General features: G+C 44.4%; 25 protein-coding genes. 6 read left to right on the top strand and 19 right to left on the bottom strand.

The features are described from left to right. Positions 1-23: 23 nt before the first annotated feature. From DSBG_RS13205 to DSBG_RS13215, 3 genes are read right to left on the bottom strand one after another with little or no spacing between them, the layout of a single operon-like run. Positions 24-620 (bottom strand): lysophospholipid acyltransferase family protein, encoded by a 597-nt coding sequence (locus tag DSBG_RS13205; protein WP_068964788.1) that lies wholly within the window; start codon positions 618-620, stop codon positions 24-26. Then, positions 617-1297 (bottom strand): (d)CMP kinase, encoded by a 681-nt coding sequence (gene cmk, locus DSBG_RS13210; RefSeq protein ID WP_068964789.1) that lies wholly within the window; start codon positions 1295-1297, stop codon positions 617-619. Before cmk ends, DSBG_RS13205 begins: the two co-directional genes overlap by 4 nt. 16 nt (positions 1298-1313) lie before the next feature. Next, positions 1314-2039, bottom strand: coding sequence for a CPBP family intramembrane glutamic endopeptidase (locus tag DSBG_RS13215; RefSeq protein ID WP_068964790.1), 726 nt, complete (start codon positions 2037-2039; stop codon positions 1314-1316). A gap of 82 nt (positions 2040-2121) precedes the next feature. On the opposite strand from DSBG_RS13215, the gene DSBG_RS13220 reads away from it, so the two are divergent. Further along, positions 2122-2442, top strand: a complete 321-nt coding sequence (locus DSBG_RS13220; protein ID WP_242877616.1) for a hypothetical protein — start codon at positions 2122-2124, stop codon at positions 2440-2442. Positions 2443-2536: 94 nt separating this feature from the next. On the opposite strand, the gene DSBG_RS13225 is transcribed toward DSBG_RS13220, so the two are convergent. After that, a complete protein-coding gene (locus DSBG_RS13225) occupies positions 2537-3199 on the bottom strand; it encodes an HAD hydrolase-like protein (protein WP_083236858.1) in 663 nt (220 codons plus the stop codon). A gap of 87 nt (positions 3200-3286) precedes the next feature. On the opposite strand from DSBG_RS13225, the gene DSBG_RS13230 reads away from it, so the two are divergent. Next, on the top strand, positions 3287-3496 hold the full coding sequence (locus tag DSBG_RS13230) for a hypothetical protein (protein ID WP_068964792.1): 210 nt from the start codon (positions 3287-3289) through the stop codon (positions 3494-3496). 182 nt (positions 3497-3678) lie between these two features. Here the strand turns inward: DSBG_RS13230 and DSBG_RS13235 are convergent, their stop codons facing one another. Further along, positions 3679-4656, bottom strand: coding sequence for a zinc dependent phospholipase C family protein (locus tag DSBG_RS13235; RefSeq protein ID WP_068964793.1), 978 nt, complete (start codon positions 4654-4656; stop codon positions 3679-3681). A 565-nt stretch (positions 4657-5221) separates the two neighbouring features. Here DSBG_RS13235 and DSBG_RS13240 point away from each other — a divergent pair. Then, on the top strand, positions 5222-7420 hold the full coding sequence (locus tag DSBG_RS13240) for an RCC1 domain-containing protein (protein ID WP_083236859.1): 2199 nt from the start codon (positions 5222-5224) through the stop codon (positions 7418-7420). Positions 7421-7511: 91 nt separating this feature from the next. Here DSBG_RS13240 and DSBG_RS13245 read toward each other — a convergent pair whose 3' ends face one another. The 11 genes from DSBG_RS13245 to DSBG_RS13295 form a co-directional block, all read right to left on the bottom strand. Next, entirely contained in the window at positions 7512-8087 is a 576-nt protein-coding gene (locus DSBG_RS13245; RefSeq protein WP_141694315.1) for an HD domain-containing protein, read from the bottom strand. A gap of 144 nt (positions 8088-8231) precedes the next feature. Then, positions 8232-8552: an AzlD domain-containing protein gene (locus DSBG_RS13250; protein WP_068964795.1), complete on the bottom strand. Its 321-nt coding sequence runs from the start codon at positions 8550-8552 to the stop codon at positions 8232-8234. Positions 8553-8565: 13 nt separating this feature from the next. Continuing rightward, positions 8566-9315: an AzlC family ABC transporter permease gene (locus DSBG_RS13255; RefSeq protein ID WP_068964796.1), complete on the bottom strand. Its 750-nt coding sequence runs from the start codon at positions 9313-9315 to the stop codon at positions 8566-8568. Continuing rightward, entirely contained in the window at positions 9312-10598 is a 1287-nt protein-coding gene (gene aroA / locus DSBG_RS13260; RefSeq protein WP_068964797.1) for a 3-phosphoshikimate 1-carboxyvinyltransferase, read from the bottom strand. The genes DSBG_RS13255 and aroA overlap by 4 nt, the downstream gene beginning before the upstream one ends. Positions 10599-10663: 65 nt before the next feature. Continuing rightward, a complete protein-coding gene (locus DSBG_RS13265; RefSeq protein WP_068964798.1) occupies positions 10664-11566 on the bottom strand; it encodes a prephenate dehydrogenase in 903 nt (300 codons plus the stop codon). Then, on the bottom strand, positions 11560-12591 hold the full coding sequence (gene aroF / locus DSBG_RS13270) for a 3-deoxy-7-phosphoheptulonate synthase (protein ID WP_068964799.1): 1032 nt from the start codon (positions 12589-12591) through the stop codon (positions 11560-11562). The genes DSBG_RS13265 and aroF overlap by 7 nt, the downstream gene beginning before the upstream one ends. Positions 12592-13086: 495 nt before the next feature. Then, positions 13087-13455, bottom strand: a complete 369-nt coding sequence (aroH, locus tag DSBG_RS13275; protein ID WP_068964800.1) for a chorismate mutase — start codon at positions 13453-13455, stop codon at positions 13087-13089. Positions 13456-13467: 12 nt separating this feature from the next. Then, complete coding sequence (locus DSBG_RS13280) at positions 13468-13887, bottom strand: HutP family protein (protein WP_009615376.1); 420 nt, start codon at positions 13885-13887, stop codon at positions 13468-13470. 393 nt (positions 13888-14280) lie between these two features. Next, positions 14281-14745 (bottom strand): hypothetical protein, encoded by a 465-nt coding sequence (locus DSBG_RS13285; protein WP_068964801.1) that lies wholly within the window; start codon positions 14743-14745, stop codon positions 14281-14283. A 37-nt stretch (positions 14746-14782) separates the two neighbouring features. Continuing rightward, entirely contained in the window at positions 14783-16048 is a 1266-nt protein-coding gene (locus DSBG_RS13290; RefSeq protein ID WP_068964802.1) for a BaiN/RdsA family NAD(P)/FAD-dependent oxidoreductase, read from the bottom strand. A gap of 123 nt (positions 16049-16171) precedes the next feature. After that, the gene (locus DSBG_RS13295) at positions 16172-16528 is read right to left on the bottom strand and encodes a hypothetical protein (protein WP_083236860.1); all 357 of its coding nucleotides are present in this window, start codon (positions 16526-16528) and stop codon (positions 16172-16174) included. Between the two features lie 162 nt (positions 16529-16690). Between DSBG_RS13295 and DSBG_RS22515 the strand changes: the two genes are divergently transcribed. From DSBG_RS22515 to DSBG_RS13305, 3 genes are all read left to right on the top strand, one after another. Beyond that, entirely contained in the window at positions 16691-16897 is a 207-nt protein-coding gene (locus DSBG_RS22515; protein ID WP_141694314.1) for a hypothetical protein, read from the top strand. Positions 16898-17020: 123 nt separating this feature from the next. Continuing rightward, the gene (locus DSBG_RS13300; RefSeq protein WP_068964803.1) at positions 17021-17290 is read left to right on the top strand and encodes a hypothetical protein; all 270 of its coding nucleotides are present in this window, start codon (positions 17021-17023) and stop codon (positions 17288-17290) included. Positions 17291-17306: 16 nt separating this feature from the next. Continuing rightward, on the top strand, positions 17307-18212 hold the full coding sequence (locus DSBG_RS13305; RefSeq protein WP_068964804.1) for a phosphatase PAP2 family protein: 906 nt from the start codon (positions 17307-17309) through the stop codon (positions 18210-18212). Here the strand turns inward: DSBG_RS13305 and DSBG_RS13310 are convergent. The 3 genes from DSBG_RS13310 to DSBG_RS13320 all read right to left on the bottom strand — a co-directional run bounded on the left by DSBG_RS13310 (position 18156) and on the right by DSBG_RS13320 (position 21542). Further along, positions 18156-19211 (bottom strand): 4Fe-4S binding protein, encoded by a 1056-nt coding sequence (locus DSBG_RS13310; protein WP_068964805.1) that lies wholly within the window; start codon positions 19209-19211, stop codon positions 18156-18158. The two genes, DSBG_RS13305 and DSBG_RS13310, sit on opposite strands and share 57 nt — an antisense overlap. A 118-nt stretch (positions 19212-19329) precedes the next feature. Further along, on the bottom strand, positions 19330-20049 hold the full coding sequence (locus DSBG_RS13315; protein ID WP_068964806.1) for a FadR/GntR family transcriptional regulator: 720 nt from the start codon (positions 20047-20049) through the stop codon (positions 19330-19332). Between the two features lie 206 nt (positions 20050-20255). Continuing rightward, positions 20256-21542 (bottom strand): (Fe-S)-binding protein, encoded by a 1287-nt coding sequence (locus DSBG_RS13320; RefSeq protein WP_068964807.1) that lies wholly within the window; start codon positions 21540-21542, stop codon positions 20256-20258. Position 21543: the final 1 nt, after the last annotated feature.

A 21543-nucleotide genomic window follows, 5' to 3' on the forward strand; every position in this document is an offset into this window, starting at 1 on the left:
CTATTTTGTGGGAGATATATTCATTACTTTGCCTCGGATAATTCCGACATCGCCTGCATAACTTGATTGGCAATCCATTCTCGACGATTTTCCACCCCTACGGGAGCCTTTAACATTTCAGCTGTCAACGGCTTACCAACCACGACTCCAAGCTTTCCCCATCCTTTTGTAAGCAAGTGCCGTGTTCCATGCACCTTTATGGGGACAACAGACGCTTTGCTTTTATCCATCAATAGTACAATTCCTGGCAGGCCTTTTGGGCTTGCCCCTGTCTTTGATCGTGCCCCTTCAGGAAAAAGCCCAAGTACACGGCCCTCTTTTAAGACCCCAAGAGACTGTCTGATGGCGTTAATATCGCCCTGCCCTTGTTTTACTGGGAAGGCACCAAGCTTTAAAAGAATCCGCCCTAAGAAAGGTATCGAAAATAATTCTTCTTTGACCATAAAAAAAACCTGACGTGACAGACTACTTGCTGCGACAATAGGATCCCAAAAATTAACTTGATTAAGTGCTAAAATAACAGGGCCTTCGCTTGGCATATTTTCTACACCTTGCATTTTCCAGCCCATTAACCGGAACTGAAAGCGAAACACTCTTTTTATAAAATCGTATAACGTCATCTTTCGTCCTCCCGTGTTAACGCTACAATTTTAGCTACTATCCTCTCTACACTCAAGCCCGTTGTATCCAGAATGACAGCATCTTGAGCAGGCTGTAACGGAGAAACTTTTCTCCCAATATCCTGACAGTCGCGTTTTTGCATGTCATGAGTCACTTCTTTAAAAGAAACACTTTTCCCTGCATTTAATAGTTCCCCCCACCGACGCCTCGCTCGTTCTTCAAGGGTTGCCGTTAAGTAGATTTTAACGTCAGCATCGGGCAGTACATGGGTACCGATATCACGACCATCCATAACCACCCCCCCTCTTTTTGCCTCCTCGCGTTGCAATTCGACCAAACGTTCCCTGACCTCGGTGTAAGACGCAACAATTGGAACAGCTCGTGAAATTTCCGGACTTCTTATAGCCTGCGTGACATTTTCCCCATCACACCATACAGTTCTTTCCTCCGAGTGATCCAGAACAACCTCTGTGGTTCTAGCGATTTTACTTACGCGTGGCTCATCTTCTATTTGAATTTCATTTTTCAGTGCTTTATAAGCGATTGCCCGATACATAGCACCTGTGTCCACATAGAAAAGATTTAATTTCTTCGCTACGAGCTTAGCAACCGTACTTTTTCCCGCACCAGCTGGCCCATCGATAGCGATTTGTAAAGTGGGTTGTTGTTGATTCACCTTGAAATCCTCCTTTTTAAATCGATAACCCTGCGGCGATCAGTGTAGCAACAATGTTATTTAACGCATGTAGCGCAACAGAAGGATAAAGGGATCTGTACTTGTTATAAAGGTAAACCAGAGCTATTCCTAAGATAAAACGAGGAAAGAATCCATAAGCTTGGAGATGAAGACCAGAAAATATGACAGCACTAATCACAGCTGCGGTCCATTTTCCAAAGTGCGCTTGTAAACCTCCAAAAACTATTCCTCTAAATAATGTTTCTTCCACTAGGGGAGCTAAGACACCAGCTAAGATCAAATTAAGAATCAAAGTATACCAAGTGCTCTGCCCCAGCAACTTGCTATAAACATCCGTGCTTGGAGGGTTTAACCCATACTTTAAAAGAACAAGGGCATAACAAATATTGATGGCCCAAGTTATGGCATATAATACTAGGACCTTTGATAGTATTGTTCTCAAGGACACAGCTTGCCAACCAAAATCTGCCCATTCCCAATGTCGCATTTTTTTCAGCACCCAAATTAGAAATACAAAGGACAGCTGAGTCATAAACGCATTTAAATACATTAAGACACGTTCATGAGGCCACCACTCCATTATCCTGAACGTTCCGTAAGCCAATAGGATGTATATAAAAACAATCCCACCTAAAATCAAGGCAAGATCTACCCAATCTAATTTTCGTTTCTCAAGCAGGGTCTCAACCTGGGCTAAATTTGATTCGGTTTCCTTGTCCATATTAACCTCCGTCTTTCCTCACTTTGACACATATTTCTTTGATTATTTTCCCAGACTAAACCCTAAAGGAAGGAGGATTTCTATGCATCCAGCGAACAACATAACACTCCAAATATATCATCGTTATTTTAAAATTCCCTTAGAACGCTATTTCAATACAGTAGCCGATTTCCTGGATCCCTGGGATGAGCGTGCCTATCAGTTTGTTGTACATCAATACCTAGAAGAAATGAAGGATAGCGGCATCGTAGGAATGGTACGCCAAGAAAAGGACGAGAATTATGTTTATCTGGATGCTGCGGTCCGTTACCCGCTGACCATGGATGGTCGAGTGTCACCTGTAGCCATGGACGGCGAGAAGGGACCGCAGATCATTGACTCGAACAAGGACGTTCGAGGTTAAAACACCGCCCGAAGACACTGTCTTCGCACGTATTAGCCTTCTTGCAGGATGGCAAGGCGCCGTGATGGTCGAGTGTCAGCTGTGAATGAACCAGTTAAACAAGGTCAAATAATAACAATTTCTCTAAATCCCTGACGCTTGGAACAATGAAATCAGGGGAGGCAACGCTTAATTCTTCAATCGTCCCATAACCATATCCAACCGAAATGACATCAATACCGTTAGCTCTAGCGCCTTGGACGTCATAACGGCGATCACCAATCATTACCGTTTTAGACTGTGATCCTGCTGGCACTTTTTTCAGTACTTCCGCAATCAATACATCCTTCTCAACAAATTGACCGTTCAACTCGCTTCCCATGATAACACTAAAGTAAGAATCCAGTGAGAAATGTTGAAGGATTTTTTCAGCAAAGACTTTGGGTTTTGATGTCGCCAACAAATGCTTACAGCCCTTTTCCACTAATTGAGCGAGTAGCTCAGGGATCCCCGGATAAACGGTATTTTCATAGAGACCTATCTCCCGATAACGCTCCCGATAAATAGTGATGGCTCGATTCAGCAGAGTTTCATCTGTCGTTCGCAATAAGGTTCTAAAACTTTCTTTTAACGGCGGACCAATAATCCAATCTAAATCATCAACCTCGCCAAGAGGATAACCCAACCGATTTAGGGCGTATTGAACAGATAGGGTAACCCCTACCTTAGGGTCTGTCAATGTTCCATCTAAATCCCAAAGTAATACATCATAATGCACAATAACGCCTCCAAGCTAATTTCCTTAAATTCTCTGGATGAATTCAACCCGAAAGGGCCATTCTAAAACTAAAGGAGGGATTTGAAAATGTTTTATCGTCAAAGACAACACTACCATGCCCACGGATTGTTCTTTGTTCTTAGTCTCATCGTAGCTTTTATACTGGGTCGAAAATCCGAAAAGTATGGCTATACCATTATATCACGGGGATGCGGATGCTCTAATGAGGATGAGGTTAACGATGATGAGATGGATATGATGGACAATTTCAAAGCGAACAATAACTTTCCACAATAACTTATGATGTTCACGTACTTAACAATAATCCAAACTCCGAGCTTTCCTCGGAGTTTTTTTTGTTTATGCCAAGTCGGAAAATATAGTTTTCTGCCATCTCAAGACCGATGTTCTAACTTCGAACATCCTTGTTCGAGTCATCGGCCCGCCCGTGATTTAGCGCAAGCTAGGTTTTCTTTATATCATACCTGTAAACGGTGTTCAATGGGTTCTAGCCGAAAAAATTTCATTTGCTTTACAGGTACATAGGATAATCCGCTGTCAAGCGACAGTGGCGGAAGATCTCGGAGAACTAGAGGCCATTTTTCCGTTGAGTATGTACCTAATTGTTCAAATAAATTAATAACCTTCTCAACACTCATATCATAGAGTTGATCTAAAGTCATTTCATAGGGTTCACCGGTAACAGGATGTAGCCACTCTAAACTGGCATCGAAAAATGATAAGTTCAGCGGCTGTGGGTAGAACAAAGCTTCCAGCTTTTCTACCGATGGATGCCCCAAACGTCGGTAAAGAGCTAACACCCGCCAAGGGATTGACCAGCTAAAAGCCGTTTGAAGAAAGCGGTGATTACGCCATGCCTTCTCAAAATGCGCAATGATGCTTTTATCTTCATTATAAGCATAATGCCCAATAAACAGTTTAAACGCTTGGCGCCCGGATTCTCCCACCTCACGCCAGAGATGAATCAAGTCTGTTGGATATTCGATTGGATCAATGGTCTCTAACCAAAGATCGATGGCAGTTTCTAATAAACGATGTCGAAACACGGCCTTGCCCCGTTCCAGCGGGTCCTCAGCAAAATAGTTTCCGCTCATATAATAAACCATGGGGTGGAAGGTGCTGTCGGCTACAAAGTGTGTCAACATGCCAAGCACAAAAGCCAGATGGGCATGTTTATTCTTCTGAGTAAGTGCCGTTTCCATTATTTCAATTAGTGGGAGCAGGGTATTCTCCCCATTCACGCCATGGAGTTGATTTGCAACTCGTTCGATACTTGCTTCAGTCGGTTTGGACAAATCATAGAAAGCAATATCATGGGCAACCGCACCAAAATAATATAGAGCAGGATTGTTGGCAATGATTTCCCCAACCATCGCCGGGACTCCCCTTTGCCACGCTTCGCGAGCTATATGCCAGTGTGTTAGTTCCTTCGGCACTGAACCCCTCCTCTCCAACCCCAATAATTCTCCTTAAACTGTCAATTTCCTGCTATGTAGTAGGTCCTAATATAGGACATTACTTTAAGTAAATGCCCAAGACTTTGAATATTCAGCCACACCTTCATATTATTTATACTGACGTGAGATTAGACAGGAGGAATCTGAGCAATGCCATGACGGAGAAAGCATCCTCTAACAGAATAGACCTTTTTGCAGTAAGAACGAATAATTTTTGTATTAAAATCAACTCCGACACTCCCATGTGCAACATTTATGCTATAAATTTTATATTATTTCTAATTCATTATTTTAAAGATATATTTTAAGAAAAAATGTATTTTTTATTTTAATAAACCTAATTCAATACTGCGAACTTTTAAAATTGTTACATGTTGTTATATTCAATTCATTTAATTATATATAACAATTAGGCATAAACAATCTTACCTTCAATTACCTGTTGATATCTAAGAGCATTATTGTTATAGTTCTATTTGTCTTCACAAATTTTTAATATTTAATTTGTATATTGATTATATTGATTAGAGAGGAGTTTTTTGGCTTGAAAACTTTATATTCAGGATTAACAGGACTTCTAGCTTTAATCATGATTATTGCTTCGACAATAGTTCCAGTCCCTCTGTTGGGGGGACCCACACCCGTGTTGGCGTCCATGGATGCTAGACCTGCAGCAGCTTCCTCCCAACTGGCTGCGGGCGCTAACTTTGGCTTAGCGGTCGACGCTCAAGGGAATGTATGGGCCTGGGGCGACAATTCCGAAGGCCAATTAGGACAGGGAGCTGCTGACACCAATCCTGTCGCCACTCCGATTCAAGTCAAAGATCTTACCAATGTCATTTCAGTTTCCGCCGGAGGCGTCCATGCTTTGGCCTTGAAAGCTGACGGGACCGTCTGGGCCTGGGGCAACAATGAGACAGATCAACTTGGCGTTGACCAGGCTTCCCCGATTGCCATTCCCAGACAAGTAGCAGGCCTCCAAAACATTGTGGCTATAGCCGCAGGGTTAGAGTTCAGCCTAGCTCTAAGTTCCGATGGCAAAGTGTGGGCCTGGGGCGCTAATGAGTATAAACAGATTAATTATTTTAGTGACGCAATCAAAATCGCCACGCCACAGATAGTCAATAATCTGTCCGGGGTAGTTAAAATAGCTGCCGGTAGCGCCTGGTGTCTGGCTCTCAAAAACGATGGCACAGTCTGGACTTGGGGGGCCCAAAAAGTTCCTATGGGAATCGACGACCAAGACGGCGAAGTCACAAACATTACTAACTTAACCCAAATTAAAGGGATCTCTGATGTTATCAGTGTTTCAGCTGGTTATAGCCACAGCTTAGCTTTAAAAGGAGACGGAACTATCTGGGGATGGGGCAGTAATGAACTTCTGCAACTGGGCAGCCATGATCAACAATGGTTCGACTCACCAGTTCAAATTTCTCCGCTGAAAAACGTGACGACAGTGAGTGCCGGGGCTTACCTGACGATGGCTCTAACCAATGATGGAACAGTTTGGACCCTAGGAGGCAACATCTACGGACAGCTTGGCAATGGCATAAAAGCTAACAGCCTACCTATTACAGCCTATCCGGTAAAGGCTAGTAATATCACACAAGCCACCAGCATCTCTGCTGGCTATGGCTTTGCCCTAGGACGGGCCCTCGGCAGTGTTTGGGGCTGGGGCGATAATTCTAAAGGCCAATTAGGCGTTGGTATTGTCAACGTGATGGGAGAAGACGGCTATGACGGGACTTATGCACCCATCAGCGGCCAGCTTAGTCTTTATCCAACTTCTGCGCCCTATCTGAACCGAGTATCAGGCAATGATGCCGTCAATACTGCAGCCGAAATTGCTAAAGAAGGCTGGCCGAATGGTTCTTCAACGGTAATCCTAGCTACGGTGATCAATTTCCCTGATGCTCTTGCCGCAGCGACGCTTGCTCATCAATTCGATGCACCGATTCTGCTTACCAACAACAAAATACTCGATCCTGCTATTCAAGCGGAAATAAAGCAGCTTAGTCCGACTAAGATCATTATTGTAGGCGGCAAAGCCGTTGTTTCCGAGACGATTGAAGATTCACTGAAACAGAAGTATAGCGATGTTACCCGCCTAGCTGGTTGGGATCAATATGAAACTGCCGCCAAAATTGCCGATTATTACTACTCTGTCAACCCTGAGGCTCCTAAAAAAGTCGTTATTGCTAATGGTGACAACTTCCCCGATGCACTTTCTATCTCATCCTGGGCAGCTTACAACCATATTCCAATTCTCTTAACTAAGAATAACCAACTGCCTAACTCCACTTCTACTGCACTCCAACAGCATGACATTGCAGATGCTATATTAGTAGGAGGACGAGCGGTAATTAATGATGAAGTGGCCAATGCCATTACCACTGCCGTCTCAACCCATTGGGACTCCAATGATGAAAACAAAAGCCTTGTACGTTACTGGGGAATGGATCAGTATGAGACCAGTGTCGCAGTAGCCAGGGGATTACGCACCGATGTTACTGCCCTTGTAATCGCTACTGGTGAAAACTTCCCCGATGCCCTCGCTGGATCTGCGCTAGCCGCGCGCACTGGCAGCCCCATTATCTTAGTCGACAAGCAATTAACAAAAGCTAGCGTGATGAACTTCTTAGCTGACAACAGTGGTCAGATTCGTAGAATCTACCTTCTAGGCGGAAAAGCGGTCATCCCGGATTCTTCTTCGGCATATATAAGTCGGTATATGGCTGGGTAACATTATCTTTGATGCAAAGAGAGGTGTTGCGAAACTTCAGTTTCGCAACACCTCTCTTCTTTTCTCTTTTAATCATTGAGATCTCACAGACTTAGGAAAGTTCTCCTTTTAATCCAATACTTTCGGCTACATTTTGCATACCTTTGATTGTTTCTCCGATGATATAGTCAAGTTCCATACCCAGCATTTTTGTCCCTTGCTCAATGACTTCCCGGTTTACACCTGCAGCAAAGCTTTTCTGCTTCCACTTCTTTTTGACCGATTTAAGTTCAAGGTCAAGGATGCTCTTGCTTGGTCGTAAGAGAGCCGTAGCCGCAATTAAACCAGTTAGTTCATCGATGGTGTATAAAATCTTCTCCATCCTATGAATAGGTTCAACATTGCAGCATATCCCCCAACCATGACTTTCCACTGCATGGATATAGTCCTCGGGCCAGTTATGTTCTATAAGTATTTCCCTAACCTTTAGGCAGTGTTGTTCAGGATACATTTCGTAGTCAACATCGTGGAGCAACCCGATAATGCCCCACTTTTCCTTTTCGACTTCTCCTAGAATATCGGCAAAATGAAGCATAACGGCTTCGACAGCCAGAGCATGCATGATCAGGCTCTGATTTTTATTGTACTTAGTCAAAAGATCGTAGGCTTCTTCTCTTGTTGGTACCATCTGTTCCACGCTAACTTTCTCCTCATGATTCATTTTTAAAAAAAAAATCCTTAATAACTTTATTGTCAACTTGAAAGGAATTAACTATGTCCTAAGGATTGAACACTCCTCTAAACTTTACGCAACCTTTTATGCCTAATTAGTCTAGTGTAGAAACTTATCCAATCCCCAGAACACACTCATCCCAAACACGATTCCCATAAAAAGATTTGGAACAAATCGAGCAAAAAGAAATGTTAAGAGACCCGCCCATAAATAGGGATTATGGATTACAACGATCGAACCTTCTGGTGTCACTAGCTCCGGAATGACTAAGGCAGCCAGTAAGGCAATCGGAACCAATTCTATAAAATCTCGGATAAAACCATGGACATTTTTTCCCTTGAACAGCAGGAAAGGTAAAACACGTGCGCCATAAGTGACTATAGTCATCAATAGAATTGTCTCCAAAAATTGGATAGGCATAGAACTCTTCTCCCTACTTGTTAAGCTTATCGTTTGACCTTTTGCCGGCAATCGAAAGTGTGTGTCCTCTTTGACGCCACCATGCCCCAGTCCCAGCTGCCAATGCCACACTTAAGATAAGATAAATCTTTCCAGGGATGAGCAACTTAAAGACGACGGCAAGTAGTGCAGCTAGAAGATATGTCATGGCATTTTTTCTGGTTATTGAGGTCGTCGTTAAAATAATAAATAAGGCCAAAAGAGCAAATTGGAAACCTGAAAATTGAATAGGGAGCCATCTCCCAATCAGACCACCAAGAATCGTAAAAACAAACCAGGAAGCGAAAGCGCCCAGGTTAATCCCCAACATAACCTGGCGGCGGTCTTCTTCTCGGACTACCTCCTTGAGAACTTTCGTGTTGAGCACGAAAGTTTCATCAGTGAGCCCGTGGGCCAAGCCTAAAGACCAAGACAAAGTTCTTGTTGGGAAAAAAGGAACAACCGAGACGCTCATCAGCACATGGCGAATATTGACAATGAGTGTGGTTAAGCCAATCATCCAGACGGTAGCTCCTTGATGAAGCATTTCAATCGCGATGAACTGTGACGCACCTGCAAAAACAAAGAAAGACATCAGTCCAGCTTCCCAAAAGGTTAAGCCGAACTGAGTCGCTAGAATTCCAAAGGTCACCGCCACTGGAGCATATCCAATTGCTATTGTTAACGATTGGCGCAAACCATAAGCAAAGCTCTTTCTTATTTCAAGGGATACTGCTTGATTCATAGAGCTACCTTCTCGATCACTGCTAAGAAATTGGGATACGATACATCAGCTGCGGCCATATCTTCCACGCTAATCCCTTCCCTGGATAACATTCCAGCAATAGCCCACGCCATAGCTAACCTATGATCTCCAAGACTACTCGCTTGTCCACCGTGCAAGGAAGGCTGCCCCTGAATGCGTAATCCATCAGGAAGTTCCTCTACCCGGGCTCCCAAAGCGGTTAATCCCTCAGCGACCGTACGGATGCGGTCCGTTTCTTTGACTCGAAGTTCTGCGGCATCCCGAATGACCGTTTCTCCTTCGGCTAGGCTTGCAGCCACAGCCAAAATTGGGATTTCATCAATCAAGCGCGGAATCATGTCTCCTCCGATTTCGATTCCTTTAAGTCGCGCAGGGCGAACACGTAACGTTGCCCTCGGCTCACCACAGACTTCCGAAACATCAATCAGCTCGATATCCGCGCCCATGCCTTTGAGCGCGTCCAATATTCCCGTACGTGTTGGGTTCACACCGACATTCGGTAAGATAATTTCTCCACGTCTAACCAAACTTCCTAAGACGAGGAAAAAAGCCGCCGATGAAATGTCACCTGGAACAGAAACATCTTGACCTGTAAGACTGCCACCACCGTGAACTCTTACCACGGTCTTATGGCTGAGCACTTCAACTCCAAACCCTCTGAGCATACGTTCTGTATGATCTCTAGAAAGAGCCGGCTCCTCAACTTTCGTTTCTCCACTTGCTCTCAGCCCTGCTAGGATTATCGCTGATTTTACTTGTGCCGAGGCTACAGCAGTTCGAAAGGTTTGTCCTTGTAACTGACCACCACTCATCGTCAAGGGGAATTGATTACCGCCAAGACGTCCCATAAATTGAGCGCCCATCCGCTTGAGAGGATCGGTGACCCGCCGCATAGGACGAGATCGAAGAGACTCGTCTCCAGTAAAGGTTACAGAAAAAGGGCTACCAGCCAACACACCCAACATCAGCCGCGAAGTTGTCCCCGAATTACCAGCATCAAGTACATCCGTTGGCTCCTGCCAAGCTTCCATACCTTCGCCACGAATCCAAACCTCCGTCCCTTGTCTCTGCCAAGCGACCCCCAGTTGTTTTAAACACTGAAGCGTACTTAAACAGTCCTGGCCTAATAAGAAATTCGAGACATGAGTTTCTCCATGAGCCATCCCGCCTAAGAGCGCTGCCCGATGGGAAATGGATTTATCACCCGGAACTCGGATTTCTCCTTGCACACTGGAGACCGGCTTTATAAACACGCCTCCCATAGATATTAACCTCCTTAGTTATCAATCATTAATCGATTAGTTGATTCACTGTTTCTACCGTTTACTTAATTGATAAATTTCCGGACCTCATGGGCCTTTCGGAACGCTTCAGCAATATCCTCTCCAGCTCTCTGCTGAATGCATTCCCGCAACTCTTTTATTCTTTTCTCCCAAAGGGTAAGCCCATCAAGAATCGCTGGTGCATTCCTCAGCAGAACTTCCTTCCACATCTCTGGAGAACTGTCTGCAATACGCGTCAGATCTCGGAAACTCCGTCCAGCTAACTCCAGGGCCGATCCCTGCTCCTTGGAAGCATCCTGCGTAGCTAAGGTTAGCGCCACGGCTAATAAATGGGGAATGTGACTAACCATGGCTACTTCTGCATCATGCTCCCTTGCCTCTCGAAACACTACTTTGGCTCCAAACTCTTGAACAATTCCAACCAGCTTTTGAACCACCTGTTGCGGGCAATCGACTTCAGGGGTTAAAACATAGGGATACCCCATAAAAAGTCCGGGATCTGCGACTCCAAACCCGGACTGTTCCGAGCCTGTCATAGGGTGACCACCCACGAAGTGGAAGTCGCAAGAGCCATTTTGAGCATTTATTCGCGATTTATGGCAAATCTCCATCTTTATGCTGCCAACATCGGTAACGATTGACCCCCTAGGAATTCTGCCTACTAATTGGTCATACCCTTTTGCTAAATCCTGAAGTGGAAGAGCTAAGACGACCAAATCAACTTCCAGAAAATGTGGCATTTCCGTCCAACCTGCCTGGATCCATCCCCTACGTACAGCTTCATCGATACTGGCCTCCTCCGGGTCGACGGCAAAAACTTCCCATCCAATCCGATGTAAAGCACCTGCCCAAGACCCGCCGATCAGCCCTAAGCCGAAGATGCAGGCCTTCGGAATACGAAGGCCTGACCATCCCGGCGTTAAAATCACCTCTGGACTATCTAACACGAACTCACTTCCCCCAATCTGCGATCTAGTGCGGAAGTAAGCCTAGCCAAATCATCCATCATACTTCGGAACTTTTCAGGTGTTAAGGACTGTTTTCCGTCAGAGACAGCCTTTTCCGGATGTGGGTGAACTTCAACAATCAAACCATCAGCTCCTGCAGCTAAAGCTGCTTTCGCCATAGGATGTACTAGTTGCCACCGCCCGGTTCCATGACTTGGGTCAATAATGACCGGTAAGTGAGAAAGGGAATGCAGAGCAGGAACCATGCTCAAATCAAGCGTATTTCGCGTATAACTTTCAAAGGTTCGAATGCCCCGTTCACAGAACATTACTTGGTAATTTCCTCCGGCCATAATATATTCTGCTGCCATCATCCATTCCTCTAAGGTTGCAGACGGCCCTCTTTTGAGGAGGACAGGTTTTCCACATTTGGCCACTTCTTTGAGCAGAACAAAGTTTTGCATGTTCCGAGCACCGATTTGGAGAATATCCGCATACTCCGCTACCAAAGAAACGTCCTTGGCGTCAATTACCTCTGTAATCACCATCAGTCCCGTCTCATCGCGAGCTTCAGCCAAATAGCGCAATCCTTCTTCCTCTAATCCTTGAAAAGAATAGGGAGAAGTACGCGGTTTGAAGGCACCACCTCGTAAAAAGGTTGCCCCAGCCGCGCGCACAGCATGAGCAGATTCCAAGATCTGTGCTCTACTTTCCACAGCACAAGGTCCTGCCATAACGTGGACCGTATTACCTCCAATCTCTAGTCCTCCAACACGGATAATAGTATCTTCAGGGTGAAACTCACGACTGACTAATTTATATGGTGCCAAAATAGGCACTACTTTTTCCACCCAAGGTAATGCTTCTAAATCAAGAGCTTCAATCCGCTGGCGATCTCCAATTGCCCCCATGATCGTTTTCTCCACACCTTGGGAGAGATGCACTTTGAAGCCCCCTTCTGTTAACCGTGTGGAAACCTCTTCAATTTGCTCCGCCGTCGAACCCATTTTCAAAACAATAATCATTCTCTCCGACCCCTTTCTACCATACTACATTATTTGTACTAGTTTCTAAAATATACAGCGCTTGAGTCTCATGGGTTTTTCTACCATACTGCATAATTTTGACTACCTTGTCTCAGCTTTTTCTAGGTAAAGACAAGGGGACGATTCTCCAGTCTAACTTGAGACAGGAGAACCGTCCTCTTGTCTCTAAATTACATTTTTAATCCTTCCCTACTTCAGTTTAACGACTTTAATAAAAAAGTTATACAAAAAGACGCCCTGAATAGAGGGCGCCATAACTCTTAATCGCTCCCGTCCTACTATCCTACTTAACTTAGGCAAGTCCTTCTCCACGAAGCACCCACTAAAAATTAAAGGTACCATCCTACATAAGCTTTGCCAAACAAAGCTTTTCAATATATGACTAAGTTAAAATTCTAAATTTAAACCATCTTACCACAGAAAGGGCTATCCTCACAACCCCTTTAACAAGATTAAATCCCACTGTCATCCTTCTTAATTATCAGCATCAATAAGATCTTTGCGTAAAAAAACGGCATTGCGTAAAAAGATATGCCGAATTTCCCTTTGACTTCGCGTAGTATTAACGTGTAATAACACTCTAATGCAGTGTGAGAGTGAACCAGGCACCGGGATTTCTGTCGCACAAAGTAGCGGTACCAGCTGCCAACCTATGCCACGTGCGCTAGACGCAGGAAAATCAGCATTTAGATCAGATGTAACGGTAAAAATGGCACTAACTAGGTCTTCTGTGCAAAGCTGATTTTCTGCTAGCATCATTTGCAAAAGTTCTTGGGTCGCTTCCCGAATTTCCTCGGCATCATTGCGATCTACTGTCGTCGCACCTCTAATTCCTCGTACCATGCTCTACCTCCCTTATTCTTTGGGAGCAACGCGATGTCCTAATCCCACTGCTACCTCATCCAAATGTAATAACCCGATACCAAAAAAGATTGCCACGCTTAAATGATCATCTTGACGAGCGATTCCAATCTTTCCGCCAATATTCAAACCAATGGCTTTGCTCATAATTTGGCTTAAAGCCTCGCGAGTAGCACCAGCTACTGCACCTTCATCCCCATGTGTCTCTTGAATAGCTCCTTCGCGTTTAGCGGCTACTATGGCGCGTTCTACAATCTTGCGGACTGAACTGATGTACTCACCACCGTAGTCTACCGCGGCAGTTTTGATTCCCAGACGTAAATATGACTCTTTTAAATGAGTTTCTTCTTCACGACTCTCTGTCATAGACATCTTTAATGCAGCGAGTGCAATTTTCTTACTCTGTGCCTTCATCATGCTCTTCCTTTCCCTTAAATTTACACTGACCCGCTGGCCAAGGAGTCGAACAGAACGTTCGAGATTAGAGCATCGCCCGAAGACACTGTCTTCGCACGTATTAGCCTTCTTGCAGGATGGCTAGATGCCGTATGGCCAAGTGTCACTAATAAAAAGACACCTTTCAGGTGCCTTCGTTTTTTCAGAAAACCGTCTCACCGTTCTTCAATCCTACAATTATGTTTCGTACAAGCCCTCTTTTAAAAAATTGTGATTTAAAGGTTCGCTTTTTCCGCCCTACCGTACTACCCTCCTTTTCTCACCTACAGGAATAAAATGCATTCCAGTTGGTAAATAAAGAAAAAACTCTAGTTGCTGCAATTATAGTACGCCAACACGTCATTTGCAACACTACGGCCTCACTGTCAAGTTTTGAATATCACCCTGCAATACCACTGTCTGATTCTGACGGGGTTCAAGCAATTGGGAATCTTTTTTTAAGACCTGAACCCTTACTGTCTGAGACACGCCTATCCCGTCCAACTGAATTTGACCGGATTGAACCATTATTTGCTGTTCCCCTTTTGCTAAACTAGCAATAACTTGCCCGTTTTGAATCACAAGAATCGGAGCGGGGGGTGTCGCTTTTAAAGTCACTTGCCAGGTCTTGACCAATTTTGCAAGAGAAGGCAATTCCAATGGTGGTGCTTCGACCTTTGACGCCACCGCCATATAGAATTGAAGCGGATCCCTTACCGCACTTAGCTGCATTACTATAAGTAATACCGATGCCAGAACCATTACCCTGATGATCCGGCGTTCCCCCCGCTGTACTGTGTTCCACATCCATTCTAATACACTCTCTCTACGACGCACGCAAACCACCTCGAAAAGAGTTTATGCAGGAGGTGGATTAATCAGACCACTGAGAGAAAGCGCGATCGCAAGCTGCCCGTCCTGCTCGGTATCCCATTGCAAAAGCAGCCTGCAGGTTATACCCGCCCGTTATCCCATCGACATCAACTACCTCGCCAGCCCAATATAGCCCTTCTACACATTTTGAAGCCATTGTTTTTGGGTTAATTTCCTTAACATCAACACCCCCGGCCGTTACAATCGCAGTTTCTATTGAAAGGGTGTCTGTGATCGTCAGCGGTAATCCTTGCAACAATCCTACCAAGCGTTTTCGTTCTTCACGATTAATTTGATGTACTACTCTTTCCGGGTTGATCCCGCTTAAACGGATCATGACTGGTATTAGGCTTTGCGGTAAAAGGTCATCCAAAGCATTTTTGAACTGCTTATTACTATACTTCTGGAAATCCCGTTGAACTCGGGCGTCCAATTGTTCTTGCGTCAGAGCAGGCTTCAAATTAATTTGCAACTTGACTTGTTGTCCTTCACGAAGCGCATCCCCAGCCTGACGGCTTAACGTTAAAATTATCGGTCCGGATACTCCAAAATGCGTAAACAGCATTTCCCCAAACTCTGTCGTTCTCTTCTTTCCGTTGATCCACAATGAGGCCTCGACATTTCGCAGGGCAAGTCCCTGTAGCTCCTTCACCCATTCTTCGGGAGCTTTGAGGGGGACCAAAGCCGGTCGTGGTGTAATCACACGATGCCCAAGTTTTCGAGCAAACCGAAACCCATCCCCGTTTGACCCAGTCGCTGGGTAAGAGGAACCTCCGGTACATACGATGACAGCAGCTGCCAATAGTGGCTTTTGGCCTGCCACTCGTACCCCCATGACATGTCCATTTTCAACCAAAATTTCTTCCACAGCAATGCCAGATCGTATCTCCACTCCTTTGTCTTTAAGAAAGCTCGCCAAGGCTTCTACCACTTTTTCGGCATCATCAGAGACAGGGAAAACTCGTCCTCCCCGTTCAACTTTTGTCTCGATTCCGTAGCTAGCCAAAAAATCCCGTAAGGCAACGTTATCAAAATCCCTCAAAATGCTATGTAAGAAGCGGCCATTTCCAGGATAGTGGCTCATAAAATCCGAAACATTTTCTTCATTGGTAATATTACAACGTCCTTTGCCTGAGATAGCTATTTTCCTACCCAGGCGTTCTTTCTTCTCAAGTAATAGCACCTTTGCTCCACCTTTGGCAGCCTGTCCAGCAGCCATCATTCCAGCCGCTCCTCCGCCAACTACAATAACCTGATACTCGTTCATTAGTTTATTCCTTTCTCTTAGGTCTATCAGGCAGCCAAAGCTAGCCACGGACACAGTTTGAACCTAAAGCCCTCCAACAAGACCTTGAACTATATATAGTATGAATTTTACGCACGTCATAATTTAACGTTTCTTCAAGTCATAAAAAGACATTCCAAAAGAAGAACCTAAAGATATAGAAAGTACTCTAATAAAATCAATTTTAGATGGTCTAAAAAAATAATCCAAAACTATGATCAAAACACTGGAAGAAGCAAACATACCAATAAACTTTAACAATCTTTTTCTCATTTCTACCCATTTTAATTTTCTTATATTAAGAATGGCAATGAACAAAAAATAAAGAGCTGATAAAGAAACAATACTCAAATAACCTATTACAAATTTAAAAGCAAATTTATCATCAATACTTTCGTGAAGAATAAATATAGTAATTATGGCTCCTAAACTAAATAATATGTATATGATTGCTTTTAGCATTAAAGATTTTTTAATTCTTACCACCTCAATAAATATACTAACATACCACACGCTAAAAGTGAAAGAGTGGTGTAATGGCGCGTATGCACCTGCCCAAGATACTCCCTCACCCCGTCAACCCAAGTCAGATAGTTCTTACCTTTGTGAGCATGCAAATCGCGTTTGCGTCAAGGAACGCAAACAGAATCACGAATCCGGAATGCAAGTCAGAACCGTCCCCAAGCGCTATTCCCCCTCGTCGACCCCAACCAGAGGAAGTTTCTTAGCTTAGAGAGCACTTTAGCGGAATTGCGTCAAGCGAATAGCAATGCAGCGTGTGCGAACACGATAGTCTCCAGTGGAGACTATCGCCGAAGCCGTGATCCCTAAAGGAATACCTACCGGCGTAGGATGCTAAGAAACTTCCTCCCCCTTTGCCCTTGTAACTCATCTGTGCTAATATTGTCAATATATCCCTCAACAGAGTAATTGAATTATAAGGAGGAATGCTTCTTGAGTCTTGACCAGCGCACACTCATTGTGACACAGATTTCCGCTGCAGTGGCGTGTAATGCCCTAGCTGCTCTCCGTCTTGCTGTCTCTGAAGCCATAAAGGTAGGCTTAAGCCCAGAGGAAATCAAGGAAGTTGTAGCCTTAGCCAAAGAAATTCAACAACAGCCCATTTCTCACGTATCCCATTTAACTGATCAACTTCTGCGAGAACCGAAGAAAACGACGCATGAACACAGTGCTCACTGCGGGTGTGGTTGCCACCATGCCTGAGCCTAGGCAATAAAATATGTTAGCCTTCTATCAGGTGATTCAATCCATTCACAACTCATTTCTTGATGTTTTTTTTATTCTACTTAGCTTTTTAGGAAGTGAACCAACCTATATTCTTTTACTTGCGGTTATTTTTTGGAATGTAGATAAACATTTCGGCTTCAGGCTAGCCGTGTTATTCCTGACATCCATGACTTTTAATGGCTTGTTAAAAACCATATTTCACACCCAACGGCCGATTGGCCAACCGGGTGTCCGTTCCATCTATCTGTCGTCTGCTACTGGAAATTCATTTCCCAGCGGTCATAGTCAAGGGGCGGCGACCTTTTACCCCTATGTATGGCAGCGTTGGCGACGACAGAAAGTTTGGCGAGGAATAGGAATTTTTATGATCCTAGGCATTGGCTTTTCGAGACTTTACCTGGGTGTACACTGGCCAGGAGATATCCTAGGTGGGTATTTATTCGGTGCCTTAATTGTCTTTGGGTTTGAACGACTTGATAAGGTCTTGTTCAAACTCTCCATTTCACTATTTTCCAAACTCCTCCTATCCACTGGCTTCCCTCTGCTTTTTTTACTTGTTTACCATACCCGTGAAGGGTGTCAAATGATTGGCTTTGTCATCGGATTCACAAACGGATATTTTTTAGAGGATACTTTCCTGGATTATCAGGAACGCACACGATTTGCTCCATCACTCTTGAAAACATTCGTTGGTCTTACTCTACTTGGACTTTGGGTCTGGCTTTGGCACTCCCTAACCGAACGCTATTTCTGGATCTATCTCCCAGTCCTCATCATAGGCGGGTTATGGACATCCTTTGGAGCCCCTTATCTATTTCGTCGCTGTGGTTGGGAAGGTCCTCTAAAGAAAAAAGGAATTGCGACTATCCGGACAACTGGTCGAACAGACCAGACATAACTCTGAATTATCAAAAATTCTTTTGCCACACCGAGTGCAATACCGTGGGCTTCCTTCGTGTAATAATATCTTTCCGGTCAGAAGACGAAACGACAATTGTTTAGTGCAAAACGACAAAGCCTGTGATCGACAAACTTCCACACATCGACCACAATGAACACATTTCTGAGGTTCCAGAATAAGACGCAGCGATAATATCTTATCCTCTTTATCAGTTTCTTCCATTGGATTCATTTCTTCACGTTTTTGTAACGCGCCCTGTGGGCAAATTGCTGTGCATACCCCACAACTAGTACACGAATCAGCCACAGTTAAAGCCCGAAAGGGGATTTTTCGTTCTGGGGTTTTCTCTAAAGCTTGAATGAGCCACTGACGAGATCGCGGGGTAGAGTATGTCTCATCGGCAGACAAGCTAGGCAGCCATTCCTCTAATTTCTTCCGGCCTCTTTGTCGCCAATCAGTCAGTTCTGAACGTTGGGCAACGAACTTAGGCTCTTCAGCGGCTTTCGTTCTGATTTCATCATCAGCTCGAACTTGAATACGAACAGCTGCATGGTCTGGCCAATCTACATGAACCTGCTTAAAAGTCTGAACACTGGCTGCACAAGCTTGACGGTCTTCACACTCGGCGCAAACACCCGTAATGATCGTTACGGGTGTTTCGTTAGCCAAAAGGATAAGTGTCATCCAAGCATCTCGGTCCAGTATCCCTAAACATGGAATCTCAAATCCACTAGGAATTGCCTGAGGACAATTTAAAATGATTTCTTTGGCCTCTAAGAGATACTCATGGAATTTATCGATCGTCCGATCCACGAAGCCGTCGCTTGGGCACACAGCCATACATACCCCACACTCTGTGCAAAGCTTGGCTTCCAACTGCCGGTATTCTGAGATGGCTTGATGAGGACAACTCTCTACACATAATCGACAAGCGCGGGCATATGGCTTTTTTGTATTTAGACAATTCCCGTTATGGTATACCATTTGACAGCTCATGCTCGTACCCTCACTATCATTTACTTCTTACAGGATTATTCGCTTTTAATCTTCAAATTCCTTTCTAACCTAAAAGAGGCGGGGAACACACACTCAATGTTTGTGTTTCCCGCCTCTTTTATTCAACGTCCGAAAGCATATATTTCGCCAGATAATTCTCAACACCGACTAAGTGTTCCAACATAAGCTTCTGAGCTCTTACCACATCATGATTTTTAATCGCTTCATAAAGAAGATAGTGCTCTTCATATAATTTTTCGGGCGTGCTATGGTCTTCATAAAGCTTGCTGCGACTGGATTGCAAAGTCTTCCGCATAGTGTCTGAGATGGTGTTCATCAAACGAAACAGGATCTTATTATGGGTGGCCCTGGCAATAGCATAATGAAAGTGATGATCCGCTTCTTCACCCAAACGATGATGTTCGAGATCGATTCTCATAATTTCTAAGGCCTCAAACATCTCATTGATCTCATCTTCTTCTGCTCTCTCTGCTGCTAACCCAGCCGCCTGAACCTCCAATATCTTACGAGCCTCATAAAGTTCCAGATCTGTATCTTTTTCAATAAACAACATCCAGGCCAGTGGGGCAACAACTGAATCAATGTTAACAACTCTAATATATGTTCCTTCACCAGAACGAACTTCGATCAGCCCCATCATCTCCAGGGCACTAATCGCTTCTCGAATCGATGCACGACTGACTTGAAAGCGCTCAACTAATTCGCGCTCCGACGGTAAACGGTCACCAGGTTTCAAGTGGCCTTCAGCAACGAGTTGACCTATTTGATCAACAATCTTCTCATAAATCTTCTGGGTCTTAATGGGCTTTAACATCACTTTATGTCACTCCTTCTGAACCCCTGCTCAAGGAAGAACTCTCCATGATCCACTTTCCCATAACCAATAAGGGATTGTGGCAAAATTCAAGCTACTTCTTTAGTGTAACATATCACATAGTTAAAACCTAATATCTTTTTGAAAAAAACATGGAAAATACTTATTTTACTAAGCATCTCCATGTTAAGAAGTGCAAAACACTTTCGTTATTTCTTACCTGCCCGATAAGATTCGGCTAAAATTTGAACGGCGTGTAACACTTCCTCGTCTAAGCCTGCATTTTCAACACCACTTTGCAGCTGCAAGCGGCAAGCCGGACAGCCCGTTGCCACAGTATCCGTGTGAGTTTGGGCAATATCTGCAGTTTTACGGTCGGAAATCAGTACAGAGAGATCTGGGTGTACTAGGCTGAATGATCCTGCCATACCACAACAACGGCCAGGCTCTTTCATTTCAATCAATTCCACACCAGGAATGCTTTTGAGGATTTCACGTGGTTCTTTGTAAATCCCCTGTCCACGGTTTAAGTGGCAAGGATCATGATACGTTACTTTACGCGCTACTCGGCCTAAACCCTCTTTTTTGAAGGGAACTTTGTGAATCAAAAACTCCGAAATATCGTAGGATTTTCCAGCCCATTTATCTGCCAACCCTTTAAATTCCGGATCATTCTCCAGCAACTCTCCAAAGACATGCTTCCAGGCGGTACCACAAGATGAACAAGCGACAACTAACGCATCTGCACCTAACTTCTCAAATGCCCGCAAATTACGTTTAGCCATAACACGAGCTGAGACAACATCTCCATTAACTGAGGCAGGGATACCACAGCATCCTTGACCCTTTGGTATGACAACCTCAATATCTTGTTCGGCAAGCACCTCAACGACTGCTCTTCCCATATCCGTGTAGAAATAGTTGATCATACAGCCCGTGAAGAGAGCTACTCTCATTTTTGGATTTTTAACTTTAATCACTTCGGGAAACTCAGAGCGCAAGGTCTTTCCGGCCAACATTGGGAACACTTTTTCTTTGCCAATCCCGATATCAACGCGCATCCGAGCCATACGACTGTGTTTATTCGGAATTCGCTTTAAGCCTACACCTTGAAAAATACTTCCTGCCTTCATCCCAAAGTCAAACATCCTCTGCATCTTCAAAGCAGTGAAGGCAATCTTTTTGACCGAGTGCACCCCTTGTTTTCTTACAGCCTCTGCTCTCGCTGCAAGGATAATTTTATCAAACCGCACTCCGCAGGGGCAATTCGTATTACAAGCCATACAGGTAGTACAAAGAGAAAAACGATCGGCCATTCCCGCAGTCATCTCTATTTCCCCCGAGAGAATGAACTCCGCTAAACTTATCTTTCCTCTTGCCACACCAACCTCTTGGCGTGTTTCTTTGTAAATAGGACAGACAGCCTGACAGTTTCCACATTTCATACATTTATGGAGTTCTTCGGTAATCGAATCCAGCGAATTATATACGGACACG

The organism is Desulfosporosinus cupriresistens, from assembly GCF_001707885.1.
Classification (GTDB): Bacteria; Bacillota; Desulfitobacteriia; order Desulfitobacteriales; family Desulfitobacteriaceae; genus Desulfosporosinus.